Source organism: Coleofasciculus sp. LEGE 07092, assembly GCF_015207375.1.
Lineage (GTDB): Bacteria > Cyanobacteriota > Cyanobacteriia > Cyanobacteriales > Coleofasciculaceae > LEGE-07092.
The window spans coordinates 34,766-48,928 of record NZ_JADEWY010000013.1 but is presented as its reverse complement, the minus strand read 5'-3'; the positions used below and the strand labels follow the sequence as shown (position 1 = coordinate 48,928).

Genomic DNA, 14,163 nt, shown 5'->3' with positions numbered 1-14,163 from the left:
ATTTATTATGCCTGAGCCTTTTATCGGTCAAATTGTAATGGTGGCTTTCGATATTGCCCCACCGGGTTGGTATCTTTGCGATGGTCAGCAACGTGACATAGTATCAGGGAAAAATGACATCCTGGCTACAATTTTGGCAGGGAAGTACAAACAGTCAGGTGATCCTGAAACAGGAGTTTTCCGTGTACCTGATTTAAGAGGTCGTGTTCCTCTGGGTATGAATCCGATGAAAGGGAATAGCGCTCCTGCTCCTAATCTAAGCCTCTACGATTTGGGTAAAAACGGTGGCAAGGAAGAGGTGAAGTTAACCGAAGAGAACCTACCCGAAATTCGACCTAAATTAAAGGCGACTAGTTCTGAATCTAGCACCACTAGCCCCGGTGAGTCGGCTCTCCTGGCAAAACCGAGAAGTAGTATCTATGCAACGGGAAGTACGAATTTAGTGGAAATGGAGTGTATTTCTGCAATAGGTCGTAGCAATAACGAAGCCTACGACAACAGGCAGCCCTATCTGACCGTTAATTTCATTATCGCTTACGTTGGCATAAATCCGGGAATCTAGATATGTCAGTTTATTAACGCTGAGTTAACTTACGCTTTAAGCCAGAACCCACACAAAAAGCCCCAAGTGTCAAGAACCCTAAAGCACCAGTCGGTTCTGGTACAGATATAGGTTCTGGCTCAAAAGCTTCTTTGACTTCAATGTTGTCAATAGCAAAGCTATTCATGCCAGGGAAGCCATCATCGTAGCCGATGGCATTGATTCCTTTGAACAGAACACTACTCAAATTGCCCCAGTTTTTATCAAACGTTACCCCTTGAAAGTCGTTTACCGGTCCGGCTCCATCGGTGTTTCCATCTAGTCGAATAAGCACTGAGACAAATCCTCCCTCTTCATTACAATCCTTCCCAAACAGACATCCTCTGATTTCAACGTCTCGAGCTTGGTTCGCTTCTTCTTCCCATTCAGCAATGTCCAAACTGTGTAGTGAGAAAGAATTCCCATTTTTTTGAGATATTGTCATCGGATTAAAAACGACAGAGCCGTCATTTTGGATAAAATCTTCGAGGACAATGTAAGTACTACCATTGTAAGCCTCATGGGAATCATTAGCGACAGTGAAACCTGTTCTTCTACCGTCTTTATCGGTTTCATCCGCAGCCTTGAAGAAAAATTGATTCGATTCAAAGTCTGATACTTCATCTTCGATGCTACCGCTACCAAAATTATCCCATCCAAAGGTATCCGGTACATCTTCAAAATCAATGATAATAGCCTTGGCTGCTGGGCTAGTTAGCAGAGCTATCAATGTAGCTAGAGTACTAGTTAGAGATAATTTTAAGATTGTTTTTACAGTATTCATACCAATTATTTCTCCAAAAAATTAAGGCTCGACTTTGGAGATACACCCATTTACCATTCACGAAAAAAACCTAAACTTTAACTCAAAAAGTATAAAATTTTGATGATAAAGTTTGTGAGATTAGAGAATTACGCTATCCTGGAGTATTTGAATTCATGATGGCATTTTTTGAATTAAATTAGCAAGAGTTAGAGCCAATCTTTACAGAAAAAATATATTTAGCACCTTTAAATGAAGGATTGATGAAGTTTTTCGTGAACTCCACTTTGTATTCCTAGGATTGCAACTTACGCGGCAGGAGCATACAGGATTTTTGAGGTCTTAGAATTAAGAGATAACTCTGTTTAATCTCGCATCTTGCACCATTATCAGTAAACCCGAAAACCCACTGTTATAGAATTCCCTACTCCCTACTCCCTACTCCTCCAAACAGAGTCAACACCACCTAAAACCGACGCCCCAGCAATCGCTGTCGCACACTTTCAGCAATTTTCTGACCTAGATATTCGGGAATTAAGTTTTCATTGGGTCCGAGCAAGTAGAGAATGAGCCGAGTGCGTCCGCGCCACACCAACAAGTTGGCATTGACGACTAATAAATCCTCTTGCCAGACAGCGTACATCACTTTGTAGAACAATCCTGGCTGGTTATCGGCTTCAATCAACAGGGCTGGAAGATGAAAAACCGGATCGACATAAAATTCGGTTTCCACCTGTTCCAAACCAGCATCAAGATTAAATTCGACTGCCAGCATCTCTTCGACTTCAAAACGTCCTGCTAGTGCCTCCCGAATGGCGCGGCAGACATTTTCTGCTGTTTTGTGGGTTAGGGCTTTACTGCCACGAGACACTACCAGTTTGATAAACACCAGCATCGGTGGATGGATCTGCCCATGTAGACTAAGACTGTGAATAGTCAGTCCGTAGGCAGCCAAAACCCCAAAGATGTCGCTGAGGAGGAACGATTGGTTACGATAAGCAAAATTCAAGGCACTTTTGGAGCCTTCGGGATTAATCTCAATGACTACACGCCTACTTTTGTACAGCTTGTAAGCCAGTCGAAGGTTGTGCAGTTGGATTTCGCTACTGACAAACTGCTCATAAAACTCGGGAAACGCCCGGTTGAAGCGCTTCAGGAGTTCTAGTGTTGATGATTTCAAACCCGCAGCCATAGATAGGGGTAAGGAGGCGTTTGCTGTTGCTTTTGGAACACACCAGCAAGGTAAGCTTATAGGATAGAACCTGCTGTATCTGGTTAATCTCTCACAAATTCTGTGCAATAGCCTCAGTCTAGCTAAAGAAGATCCGTTCTGAGTCTTTATTCGCTATTTACTTTCGGTAAGCAGGACTATTTGATAAACTTGACCAGGAGTTTTTGGCTGTAGGGTTAGGCTTTGGGATAAACTTCATATAGGTAAGCCGGTTTTCCACCCAGCAGCACAGCTCATCCGCTTTGGAGGAGAACCTCTGTTACTGTTGGGCGCTTGGAAATCCAATTTAGAAAAATGCCACAGCCACACCTGCATGGGTTTTTGGAAAAGTTTCTTCAGCAGCCCTGATGCTGCGACAACACCAACGACGTTCGATGGAGATGCAGTAAAACAGATCGACGATCGCACCGACGGCAGCTCCCGCATATTTTTTAGCACAGAGCGAGACCTTGACCTTTATGAACTAGAAGAACTTTGCGATGCTGTGGGTTGGTCTCGGCGTCCCATGCGCAAAGTCAGGAAAGCGATTCAGCATAGCTTCCTAGTCGTGTCAATGTGGCAGCAGCGAGGCAGCAGACGGCGTCTGATTGGCTTTGCCCGTGCCACATCCGATCATGCCTTTAATGCCACAATCTGGGATGTCGTGGTTCACCCCGAGTTCCAAAGTAAGGGCTTTGGTAAGGCGCTGATGAAATACACGATCAAGAAACTTCGCAGCGAAGATATTAGCAATATCACCCTTTTTGCCGACCCCCACGTCGTCAATTTTTATCGGAGAATGGGATTTATGCCCGACCCAGAAGGCATTAAAGGTATGTTCTGGTATCCCGACTGAGTTTCGGACTCTGGATGCTAGTTTAAACAAAAGCAGGTTATACTAAACAAGGTAGGAACCGGGATGTAGCGCAGCTTGGTAGCGCGCCTGCTTTGGGAGCAGGATGTCGCAGGTTCAAATCCTGTCATCCCGATTAGATTTAGAGCGATCGCTCCTGAGTTTGGGCATCGATAAAATCTACACAGGGGTTGCGGTTACTCCAGTGAGCGGCAATTTTTCACGGATTGGCACGGAACTCCACGGAATTGAACAGAGTCAAGGGAACTGACCGATGAATACACGTAGAGGTTCTCTCACATCTTTACCCAACTCTCGCTGTAGCGTTAACGGTGTTAATTAATCCGTAAAATCGATAGTATTAGTAAAACGCTTTGATTCGGATGAAGTGGCTTCGCCCTAGAGGTTCAATTCAGTTAAACTAGCCGAAGCTAAGAGATGTCATCCTCAGGCGAGAGCGGTATTCTAGTTGTCATGAGGTAGCTACGATCGAACTGGAAGAGGTAATGTTCATGAAATCATTCATTCGCTGGAGCGCAACAGTAGGCTTAGTGGGAACTACCCTGTTAGGTTCCTTCTTCACCAGCAATCTGCGAGCATTGGCATTGACAGAGCAAGAGGTTATGCAAAAGCTACAACCCGTGCCTGTCTTCACAGTCACCGATGAACAAGGAGCACCACTGGTTGCGTCAGTGCCCAATCAAAACAACCAGAATGAATCGGTTGCAGGTGTTTTTATCAGCCAACGGGATGCTCAAGCATTTGTCCAGCGGTTAAAGAGAGAAAATCCCGACTTGGGTAACAAAGTACAGGTTGTGCCTGTATCCCTGGCGGAAGTGTATCAACTTGATCAGCAGAATGCCAACCAAACCAACGGTGTAGATTTTGCCTTCATCCCTGTGCAGCAGCAGGTACAGTCAGCACAGGCACTTGTACAGCAAGGACAGCAATTTCGAGGTGTACCCCTGTTTGTCGCAAAAGGGGGCGACGGTGGGGGATACCTCACCATTGAACAAAATGGCACCCAGGTCATTCCCTTCTTTTTTGATAAAGAGCAATTGCAAGGAATGGTAGATCGCTTCAAGCAGCAACAGCCTAACCAGGCGTCTACTGTTGAAATTCAGGTTGTGCCTCTTGAGGGTGTCATTCAAACCCTGCAAAACGAGAATAACCCGCAACTCAATCAAATTGTTCTCGTTCCCTCCCAGGAATCCTTGCAATTTCTGCGTAGTCTCTCCTCGTCCCAGCAGGGGGGTTCCCAACGTCCACAGCGATAAGCGACTAATCAGCTTGAAGGGTAAGGTTTTGGGATTCGGCAATTCAAAACAAGATGAGTTACTTTCTCAAAACTCGCCAGCGTCATGCCAGGTAACGGGTCTAGCCCTATGGCAGTGGCGCTGTGATGCCCGTCAATCTGCTGTTAAGGTCGGTGTTCCAGTCTCTGAGGTAGACTGGCTTCTACGAGAAGTGGCAGGACTGGACTCCCTGTCCCTGCGCTTGGAGTCCTTTAAGGAGCGATCGCTCCTTAAACTATCCTATCCCCTGTCAGTACTCTCCCAACTTTGGCAGCAGCGCATTCACCAACGGCTGCCCATTCAATATGTAGTGGGAGTCACCCCTTGGCGTAATTTTTCCCTAAATGTCTCCCCAGCCGTCCTGATCCCCCGCCCCGAAACCGAGTACCTGATTGATTTGGCAGTAGAGGCGACTAAGCACAACCCAACTCTAAAACTGGAATCGGGACAATGGGCAGATTTGGGAACTGGCAGCGGGGCAATTGCACTGGGACTGGCAGAAATTTTTTCTGATGCCACCATCCACGCAGTTGATTGCAGCGCTGATGCCCTAGCCATTGCCCAACTGAATGCTCAACGGCTCGGCTTTGAGCCAAGGATTCAGTTTTATCAAGGCTCATGGTACTCACCCCTGAACGCTCTTCAAGGTCAGTTGAGCGGTATGGTATCAAATCCACCCTATATCCCCAGCAATTGTCTGCAACACCTGCAACCAGAAGTGCGGGATCACGAACCCCATCTGGCACTTGACGGTGGCATCGACGGTTTAGAGTGTATCCGAGATCTGATCCAAACCTCTGCCAACTATTTGCGTCCCGGTGGTATATGGTTAATTGAAATGATGGCAGGACAAGCGGATACCGTTGTCCAATTACTACACCAGCAAGGCAGTTACTGCCAAATTCAGATCGTCTCTGATTTGGCAGGTATCGACCGCTTTGCCCTAGCGTATCGAATTGATAATTTATGACTCAAGTTTCTATGTCCGCCCTCGTTGCAGGGGCAAATGCAGGTCAGATTGTGAGCTTTCCCACCGATACGATACCTGCTCTAGCGGTGCGACCCGACCGCTCAGAATTGGTGTTTGCCGCCAAGCAACGAAGACCGGAAAAATCATTGATTTTGATGGGAGCATTTTCAGCATCGCTGTGGTCTTTCGTAGAAGGCACGGATGCTGAGTTAGAAATTTGGCAGCACGTTGCTCAGAAGTATTGGCCCGGAGCACTGACTTTAGTGTTACCTGCATCAGGGAAGGTGCCAAGGGCAATGAATCCCACTGACCCGACTACGATTGGGGTGCGAGTGCCGAACTCTGAGGTAGCGATCGCCATATTATCCCAGACGGGACCGTTAGCAACCACCAGCGCCAACCGTTCTGGAAAGCCACCGTTGCACACGATGGAAGTCATTGAGGCAGAGTTTCCCGACGTTTTGACACTCCACCCCACTGAATTAGAAGCCCTGGAACCGATCCCGACGGGAGTGCCTTCAACCGTTGCCAAATGGATGGGGAATGGCTGGGAAATTTTGCGACAAGGTAGTGTTCGATTAGACGGGTAAAAGCAGGGAAAGTACTGTAGCATTTGGCTAAGTATGGCTGTTCCTCAGGACTCGTTTCCCATGACCCCTAAAAAACGGGCTATGCTTGAGGAGATTTTATTTGAAGGGGTGCTATCCCAATTGTTAGAGCGAATTTTGGTTGATTTATAAAGATGGGCAAAATGGAGCTGATTTATTTAGTCGTGGGGATCATAGCAGGACTAGTGGGAAGTCGCTTCACTCGTTCTCGGCAGGAGTCAGTTATTTCAACACCATCACCTGTGCCGAAAGAAGCGGTGCCTCCAGAAAAAGAGTTCACTCAACTCCAGCCTCTCGAAGAGGAACTCAAACAAGCCCAGCTAGCCTATGAAATGGCTCACGAAATGAGTCAGTTTAAAGCGGGCTTTTTGGCACGGACTTCCCACGAGTTGCGATCGCCCCTCAGCAGTTTGATGGGACTGCATCAGCTCATCTTGTGCGATTTGTGCGACTCTCCAGAAGAGGAGCGAGAGTTCGTTACCCAAGCCAATGTCTCTGCCCAGAAAATGGTGAAATTGCTGGATGAAATGATTTCTGTTTCCAAAACGGAACACGGCACCAACCATTTGGAGATTCGCCCCTTGCCATTGAGTAAGGTGTTTGAAGAACTCGAACTGCTGACCCATATGCAAGCAGCAAATCGCAACCTCCAGCTTACGGTCATTTCCCCTGAGGAGGAAATTCAAGTCGTAGCCGACTATAGGCGTTTTCGGCAAGTGCTGGTTGGGATAGTGGATAGCGCCATTGTTCAGATGGAAGAGGGCAGCATTCAGGTGAGTGCGACTAGCGCCCCAGATTCTCAGGAGGTTCACGTCTGGATTGATGTCGAGTGTCCCAATTCGATTTGGAACGAATCCGTCGATTTGTTTTCCAAAATTGAAGAGTCTGAAACTCAACCTAATCAAACGGACGAAGTTTCACCCGGGCGGACATTATTGATGGTTCAAACCCTACTAGAGGTTATGCAGGGACGTTTGGAACTTCTAGCCAATCCCAGCCCTGAGAAAAACGTCCTCCGTTTGCAGTGTTCTATTCCCCTAGGGAATTCTGAGACTGTAGAGCAGGGGTTGGTAGTGGACTAGTTAGGGGTTGGTTGTACAGCAGCATTGTCGTGCTGGCATTGCACTCAAAACCGATGCGTTCATAGAAGCGCTGTTGGTGAGTGGTCATCAAATAAACCCGTTCTACCCGACTCATGCGGGGGTGACTGAGTACGGTTTCTACTAGCTTTCGACCCAATCCCGCGCCACGATAGTCGGGGTGAATAACAACGTCCCAAATGGTTGCCCGATAAATCCCGTCTGAAGTAGCGCGAGCAAATCCAATCAGTCGTCCCTCATCCCAGATTGAGATTACGGGTTCACTATTAGCGATCGCTATTCGCAAATCTTCGATGTTTCGCTCCTTTGCCCAAAATGCTCCCAAACGAAACAGGTCTTGAAGTTGGTTGTAATCGATTTTAGACTTGCAATCGCAAAACTGAATATGGCGGCAATCCATTGTCACAAAAATTCCTTGATGAATTTTTCAAGATTTACGCAATTAGTGATATTAGATTATGGAGTGTCCGGGCTAAAGCTCCGCCTGAGTTGCTAACTTAAAGATAAACACAAGACTCTGATAAATCCGCTAAGATTATCATAATCAAACCCAGATATATAACTGTAGTTTTTACTACAAAAATCCGGGCTCACTCTATAACACTTGTCAAATTAATTGAATGTAAACGGCTGTGACGATGAATGAATAGTGCGCGATGAGAAACACCCCAATGTCATAATTAATGAACGCCAGCTAATTTCAAGCACTTATGGCTTTAGTCAATCCTTGAATCTCATCCATTTGTTCAGTTTGATTGCCGATACTTACAGGAATTTCCATCAAAAACTCTGTTCCTTTTCCAAGTTGCGAGTTAAACCCAATTGTCCCGTGATGCTTTTCGATAATTTGATAGCTGGTTGCTAACCCTAATCCTGTTCCCTGCCCAACAGATTTCGTCGTAAAAAAGGGTTCAAACAGGTGTTCTTGGAAGCTGACAGGAATACCACAACCATTGTCAGCAATGCGAATGATAACCGAAGCTTGGACGTTAGAAACGGTCATACTAATCTGAATCTCTGGTGTAAAGGAGGAATCCTCCTGAAATCTCTCCTCTATGGCATCAATTGCATTATTCAAAAGATTCAGAAACACCTGATTGATTTGAGCGGGATAGCACTCAACTTTAGGTAACTCGCCCAACTCTTTAATAATCTCAATTGCAGGTCGATTAGGCTGTTTTTTGAGGCGGTTCTGTAAAATCATCAGCGTACTATCTAATCCCTGGTGAAGGTTGGTTGCTTTCATTTGCGCTTCATTAAGGTGTGAAAAATACTGTAAAGACCGGACAATTTCTTGAATGCGATTGACCCCTTCTCGAATTGAACGAAGGGCTTTGGGTAAATCTGCCTTAATAAAATCAAGCTCAACCTCTTCTATTTCATCTTGAATTTGGGAGAACGAGTCGGGGTAATTTTGTTGATAAAGCTCGATCAACTTCAGGAGTTCAAAACCGTATTGATTGACAAAGTTAATATTGCCAGAGATGAAGCACACCGGATTATTGATTTCGTGCGCAATACCAGCAACTAACTGTCCCAGGGATGCCATTTTTTGAGTTTGGATAAGCTGCGACTGGGTTGTTTTAAGTTCATGCAAGGTTATTTCTAACTGATGAGCTTTTTCCCGTTCCCCTGCTTCTGACTGACGCAACGCTTCTTCTGCTTCTTTGCGATCGCTAATATCTCGATGGGTTCCCGTCATTCGCACGGCTTTACCCCTATCATCCCACTCAAAAACCTTGCCACGGGACAAAATCCACTTCCATTCCCCCGTTCTGCACCGCATCCGAAATTCCACTTCGTAGACGGGGATTAAACCGTCCATATAGGCGTTTAATGCTGCCTTGACCCTAATCCAATCTGCGGGATGAACAAGCTGTTCAAAGGCTTGAAAATTGTCGTCAATTTCTTCTATTGCATACCCTAGCATTGTCTTCCATTGTGGGTTAAAATAGGCTTCTCCTGTGCTTAAGTTCCAATCCCACAATCCTAAATCACTGCCTGACAACGCCATTTGCAATCGTTCTTCAGAAATCTGTAACGCTAACTGCGTTAAAACTTGTTCTGTAATATCATTGAGCGTCCCTGTAGAACCAGAAATCATTCCATTTGGGGCAAAAGTGATGCGTGCATTCACTTCTAGCCAGCGAATTTCGCCGGATTGGGTTAGACAGCGAACGGTATGGCGACAGGAGTTCGTTGTTCCAGTTATAAGGGACTGAAATGTTTCTAAACCCTTGGAGTAATCATCCGAGTAGATATAATTTAAAAAACATTGACCTAGACTTTCAGCAATGGAGAAGTTGGTAATTTCTGTCCAAGCTGCATTAAGGAATGTCCAATTTCCTCTCCCATCCGTTTGAAAAACGACTTCTTTGACATTATCTAGGACTGAGCGATATCGTTCTTCACTAATCCGCAGAGTTTCTCGCGTTTGCTGGCGCTCAATCGCATAGTGCAATGAACGAATTAACAGAGAACCGTTGACGTTTCCTGTGACGAGATAATCTTGTACGCCCGCTTGAATAAATTGAAGAGCTAATTCTCTATCCTCCCGTGTCGTTAACACAACAATGGGAATAGTAAATCCCCAGGCTTTCAGCCGAGTGACGATATCAAGTTCTTGACTGTCTGGTAGTGAAATCGCTAGTAAAAGAATATCAAATTCTTCTTGGTTTAAAATCACTAGCGCTTGTCTAAGACAGTCAACTTTTTTAAAAACGAATGAACGTCCTAATTGAGATTCTGATAATAAATCCTCAATGAGTTTCGTCGATTCACAACTGTCTGCTACAATGAGAATTCTCAAAGATTTAGGGACAGGATTGAGAGAAGAGTTTAGCACCGATAACATAGGAATTGCGTCGAACCCTGGATTGGATCAGTTTGACTAATATTCAAAAGTAGGATGCCTACTTTTAAGGTTAAACTGTGACAGTTTAAAAACTGAACACAGCTTGCTCAAGAACATTGTTTGAGTTTCTATTCAGAGTACTTTCAAAACTGTAAAACCACCATCAAATCCAAATCAATTCCCCCTTATCTCCCACCTAAATCAAGGCAATTACACCCACAAAGCCTATCTGGAATCCTAGCAATCTTTAGATATTTAGGGGGAGGTATCCACCAAATTTGATAGTAGATAGCTTGTTGTTTTCAATTCAATGATAAATAAGAAAGAGTTAGGAAATCAAGATATTTAATATAAATTTAATCTCTAGTTAATATAAATTAAGATAATAACTGTTTCTTAATTTGATACGGGGCAGTTCATGACTTCCGTTAACCCACCAAATGACCAATGACCAATGACGTGAGATCCCACGACTAAATGTCGTGGGATGAGCTAAACCTTTAGCGAGACTGCATCTGGGAGAGAGTCGCTTGTTGGTAGTAGTGACCCAAAATCTGTTGGTAGTTCGTACCTTGAGCCGCTAAATTATGGGCTCCCCACTGGCTCAAACCCAAACCATGACCGTAACCCCGACCATTGATTTGGAAGCTACCACCTGTTTTAGAGACGGTGAATAAGGTACTTTTTAGACCGAGTGCGCTGCGGAGGTCATTCCCTTTAACGCGCTTGCTGCCACCAGTACCTTGCACCCGCATCGTGGCAATGCGTCCGTTCGGAGTCGTACTTTCTGGCGTCATCGACGTTACTGTACCAACACCACCAATTCTACGGCTAAGTTCTCCACTAGAAAAGGATTGCATCCACTGATAGACGGGCGCACCTATATCGTAATCGGGAACACCCCGTAGGTAAGGTAGAGGTTGACTCCATACATCTTCCACATTTTCTGTATGTCCTCCAGAGGATGAGTGGAAGACTGCCAGAATCGGCTCACCACTATAGGTCATGATCTGACCTGAGGTGTCATTTACAGCTTGCTGAGTGCTTGTCGCTTCTGCTTCCAGTCCTTTGTAAACTTGCCATTTTGTCGTGTCACCGACATCGTAGATGCCATTTCCTGACTTAGCCCGTTGGTTAAGCGCATAGGTACGGGCAGCAACTGCTTGAGCTTTCAAAGCTTCTAGGGGCCAACTGGAACTCATTTCCGAGCCGATCACGCTGTAGAGGTACTGATCTAAATCAACCTGGTTAACGGCAATCAAACCGCCGCCAGTCGCCACGAGTCGAGTACGTCCCCGATACCAGCGATCGCCAATCCAGACAAAACCATTATCAGTCGGTTCAATCGACAATGCACCCGAACGCAAACTTCCCAGGGTGACGCTACCACTTCTAGATTGGGCATTAAAGCCATTCATCGCCTTCAATTCTCCCACCGCCTGCCCCGCACTATCACGGACAATCGCTTTGGTGGAACTCCCCACTTTCACTCGACTGACACCCTCTTGAATTGCCACCCGCAGTTCCATCGCGGCTTGAGCTGGACCGACTAAAACGATCCACACTAAAAAGGAGAGCAACCAATGCCGCCCTCCAAACAACATCATCTGCTTGAGTAGAGATACCAGTGAGACAGGGACACGTCTAGATGCCATCTTTGATTATTTCCTCACACGACTATAGGTTTCGTTTTCGGAATTGCAGCCATTGAATTGTAACTAAAGGCAAGCGCTAAATTACTTCGTTCAAGACTCTTAACACCAAATCCGCACGGATTGATTATTCTTTTTCAAACGTTTTACTTTTGGAAGCACGATTGATTCGCTTACTTCTAGCACATTTTGTGTCAATCGGCTAGAGGGGTTGAATGATGACTCATCGTGTCGCGTCCAGGGTGTGGGGTGCAATCCCCAATGTCGGTTCTCTACACCCCCTTGAACTTTGGGGGAGTCAACCCGTAGCCGCTAGACGAATAGCTTGAATACTATTGTCTGTAGACTGGTAGTCTCTCTTTCTGAGATATTTTTCGGCATGACAGACATTAATAAGGCTTTAGGTAGAGTTGTAGCTAAATACAGAACAAGAGCAAAGATTTCTCAAGAAGAACTGGCTGACAGAGCCGGAATTCACCGCACTTACGTTAGCCAAATTGAGCGGGGTTTGAAGTCTCCTACCTTGTCCGTTTTGTTTGAGATATCAAAATCTTTAAATACCACAGCCAGTAGCTTGATTGCCGAAGTAGAACAAACCCTAGATGATTTATATCATCAACCCTGAATTCAATATTTATTGTGGATTTGAAGTGAATATCCAGCATATTAAATCTGCACTAGAGCAAGCCAATAGCTTTTTAGAAGTTATTTAATCAACTGTAGGAGCTAGGAGGTAATCCGCGTTAATAATTCTCCAATGCTTAACCTTAAATAAATTTTGTGCCATGTATCGTTTACTGATCTCCCAATTTCTGGCTAAAACAGGGGTTACTTTAATAGTTTTGTAGTGAAAAGCCATTTTGGTGGCAGCATGAATAATGTGAAGGAATTCGGAACTCTTTTCACCAATCTCTAAATCAGGGAGGCTGCTGATTTTGGATGGCGTTGCCTCCTCGATCAACCACTGCCAAATCTCAGAAACTCGCTCATCTCTCTCAATGAGAATAACTTCCTTTTTCCAATTCTCCCCGTATAGTGAATAAGCGGCTGAACCTGCAAACGGTTCTATGAGGGTATCAAAGTTAGGAGAGGGGTAATATTTTGCTATTTGTTTCTTTCTGCCGTAGTAGTAGAACATTCGCTATTCGAGTACATTGAAGACTATAGTATTAGTCAAGAATGCACAGAAGTCAAGCAATGACGGAGATACGGACACCCTCGATCTCCGTTGCTGTGTACCATAGGGAAGGAGGGAAGTTGAAGGGCAAAGCCGGTGCAGATTACATTTTTAGGAACTAGCTCAGGAGTACCGACGCGATCGCGCAATGTGTCGAGTGTAGCGCTGCGGTTGCCCCAACGGGCAGAATTTTGGCTGTTTGACTGTGGTGAAGGCACTCAGCATCAGCTACTGCGTAGTGAACTAAAAAGCAGCCAGCTACGCCGCATTTTTATCACCCACCTGCACGGCGATCATATCTTTGGTTTGATGGGGTTACTGGCTAGTTGTGGTTTGGCGGGTAATGTCGAGCGAGTCGATATTTATGGTCCTACCGGTCTTCATGAGTACCTGAAAGCTTGTGGAAAATACTCTCACACCCACTTTTCCTTCCCGGTTCAGGTTCATACTGTCACCCCTGGCATTATCTATGAAGATGAGGAATTTATCGTTAGCTGCGAAAACCTCAAGCATCGGGTGCAGTCTTTTGGCTACCGAGTGGTAGAAAAAGACCGTCCGGGGCGCTTTGATGTGGAAAAGGCAAAAGCAATGGGTATTCCCTCTGGTCCCGTCTACGGTAGGCTCAAGCGTGGGGAAACCGTAACGCTAACTGATGGGCGTCAGATTCGGGGAAGTGAGTTGTGTGGCGAACCCGAAATAGGGCGTAAATTCGCATACTGCACGGATACGGTTTACTGTGAAGGAGCTGTAGCACTGGCACAAGATGCTGACGTGGTGATTCATGAAGCGACCTTTTCTCACCAAGATGCTCAGTTAGCATTTGACCGCTTACACTCAACGTCAACCATGGCAGCCCAAGTCGCGTTGGGTGCTGGCGCGAAACAGCTCATTTTGACCCATTTCAGCCCTCGCTATGCACCCGGAAATGATATTCAATTAAACGATTTGCTCCAGGAAGCACGGGCTATTTTTCCCAATACAGTCCTGGCGTATGATTTTTTCACCTACGAGATACCGCGACGGCGTGCCGAGGAATTGGTGCAGGTAGGTAGCCGTTAATGGGAAAAGTGGGGATAGTCTGTAATACAGGTGCGATCGCTC

The 14,163-nt window shown here is 45.6% G+C and carries 15 protein-coding genes and 1 tRNA gene; 10 read left to right on the top strand and 6 right to left on the bottom strand.

Annotated features, from left to right (window positions below; translation table 11 throughout):
* Nucleotides 1-7 precede the first annotated feature (7 nt).
* A complete protein-coding gene (locus IQ257_RS05305; protein WP_193878161.1) occupies nt 8-562 on the top strand; it encodes a phage tail protein in 555 nt (184 codons plus the stop codon).
* Between the two features lie 13 nt (nt 563-575).
* On the opposite strand, the gene IQ257_RS05300 is transcribed toward IQ257_RS05305, so the two are convergent.
* Both IQ257_RS05300 and IQ257_RS05295 read right to left on the bottom strand, forming a co-directional pair.
* A complete protein-coding gene (locus IQ257_RS05300; RefSeq protein WP_193878163.1) occupies nt 576-1,364 on the bottom strand; it encodes a PEP-CTERM sorting domain-containing protein in 789 nt (262 codons plus the stop codon).
* Between the two features lie 445 nt (nt 1,365-1,809).
* The gene (locus tag IQ257_RS05295) at nt 1,810-2,535 is read right to left on the bottom strand and encodes a hypothetical protein (RefSeq protein ID WP_193878165.1); all 726 of its coding nucleotides are present in this window, start codon (nt 2,533-2,535) and stop codon (nt 1,810-1,812) included.
* Nucleotides 2,536-2,887: 352 nt separating this feature from the next.
* On the opposite strand from IQ257_RS05295, the gene IQ257_RS05290 reads away from it, so the two are divergent.
* The 7 genes from IQ257_RS05290 (at nt 2,888) to IQ257_RS05260 (ending at nt 7,361) form a co-directional block, all read left to right on the top strand.
* Complete coding sequence (locus tag IQ257_RS05290; RefSeq protein ID WP_193878198.1) at nt 2,888-3,409, top strand: GNAT family N-acetyltransferase; 522 nt, start codon at nt 2,888-2,890, stop codon at nt 3,407-3,409.
* Between the two features lie 59 nt (nt 3,410-3,468).
* Nucleotides 3,469-3,542: transfer RNA gene (locus IQ257_RS05285), tRNA-Pro, on the top strand.
* Entirely contained in the window at nt 3,513-3,677 is a 165-nt protein-coding gene (locus tag IQ257_RS05280; protein WP_193878167.1) for a hypothetical protein, read from the top strand. Before IQ257_RS05285 ends, IQ257_RS05280 begins: the two co-directional genes overlap by 30 nt.
* Nucleotides 3,678-3,918: 241 nt before the next feature.
* Nucleotides 3,919-4,683 (top strand): Tic22 family protein, encoded by a 765-nt coding sequence (locus IQ257_RS05275; RefSeq protein ID WP_193878169.1) that lies wholly within the window; start codon nt 3,919-3,921, stop codon nt 4,681-4,683.
* 13 nt (nt 4,684-4,696) lie between these two features.
* Nucleotides 4,697-5,671, top strand: a complete 975-nt coding sequence (gene prmC, locus IQ257_RS05270; RefSeq protein ID WP_228060439.1) for a peptide chain release factor N(5)-glutamine methyltransferase — start codon at nt 4,697-4,699, stop codon at nt 5,669-5,671.
* Nucleotides 5,668-6,261, top strand: coding sequence for an L-threonylcarbamoyladenylate synthase (locus IQ257_RS05265; protein WP_193878173.1), 594 nt, complete (start codon nt 5,668-5,670; stop codon nt 6,259-6,261). The genes prmC and IQ257_RS05265 overlap by 4 nt, the downstream gene beginning before the upstream one ends.
* 161 nt (nt 6,262-6,422) lie before the next feature.
* Nucleotides 6,423-7,361, top strand: a complete 939-nt coding sequence (locus tag IQ257_RS05260) for a sensor histidine kinase (RefSeq protein WP_193878175.1) — start codon at nt 6,423-6,425, stop codon at nt 7,359-7,361.
* Here IQ257_RS05260 and IQ257_RS05255 read toward each other — a convergent pair.
* From IQ257_RS05255 to IQ257_RS05245, 3 genes are all read right to left on the bottom strand, one after another.
* Nucleotides 7,309-7,779: a GNAT family N-acetyltransferase gene (locus tag IQ257_RS05255; RefSeq protein WP_193878177.1), complete on the bottom strand. Its 471-nt coding sequence runs from the start codon at nt 7,777-7,779 to the stop codon at nt 7,309-7,311. The two genes, IQ257_RS05260 and IQ257_RS05255, sit on opposite strands and share 53 nt — an antisense overlap.
* Before the next feature lie 300 nt (nt 7,780-8,079).
* Nucleotides 8,080-10,233 (bottom strand): PAS domain S-box protein, encoded by a 2,154-nt coding sequence (locus IQ257_RS05250; protein ID WP_193878179.1) that lies wholly within the window; start codon nt 10,231-10,233, stop codon nt 8,080-8,082.
* Nucleotides 10,234-10,733: 500 nt separating this feature from the next.
* Nucleotides 10,734-11,888, bottom strand: coding sequence for a SpoIID/LytB domain-containing protein (locus IQ257_RS05245; protein WP_193878181.1), 1,155 nt, complete (start codon nt 11,886-11,888; stop codon nt 10,734-10,736).
* 376 nt (nt 11,889-12,264) lie between these two features.
* Here IQ257_RS05245 and IQ257_RS05240 point away from each other — a divergent pair, with 376 nt between their 5' ends.
* A complete protein-coding gene (locus IQ257_RS05240; RefSeq protein ID WP_193878183.1) occupies nt 12,265-12,510 on the top strand; it encodes a helix-turn-helix domain-containing protein in 246 nt (81 codons plus the stop codon).
* A gap of 84 nt (nt 12,511-12,594) precedes the next feature.
* Here the strand turns inward: IQ257_RS05240 and IQ257_RS05235 are convergent, their stop codons facing one another.
* Nucleotides 12,595-13,023, bottom strand: coding sequence for a hypothetical protein (locus IQ257_RS05235; RefSeq protein WP_228060438.1), 429 nt, complete (start codon nt 13,021-13,023; stop codon nt 12,595-12,597).
* Between the two features lie 135 nt (nt 13,024-13,158).
* Between IQ257_RS05235 and IQ257_RS05230 the strand changes: the two genes are divergently transcribed.
* Nucleotides 13,159-14,121: a ribonuclease Z gene (locus IQ257_RS05230; protein WP_193878184.1), complete on the top strand. Its 963-nt coding sequence runs from the start codon at nt 13,159-13,161 to the stop codon at nt 14,119-14,121.
* Nucleotides 14,122-14,163: the final 42 nt, after the last annotated feature.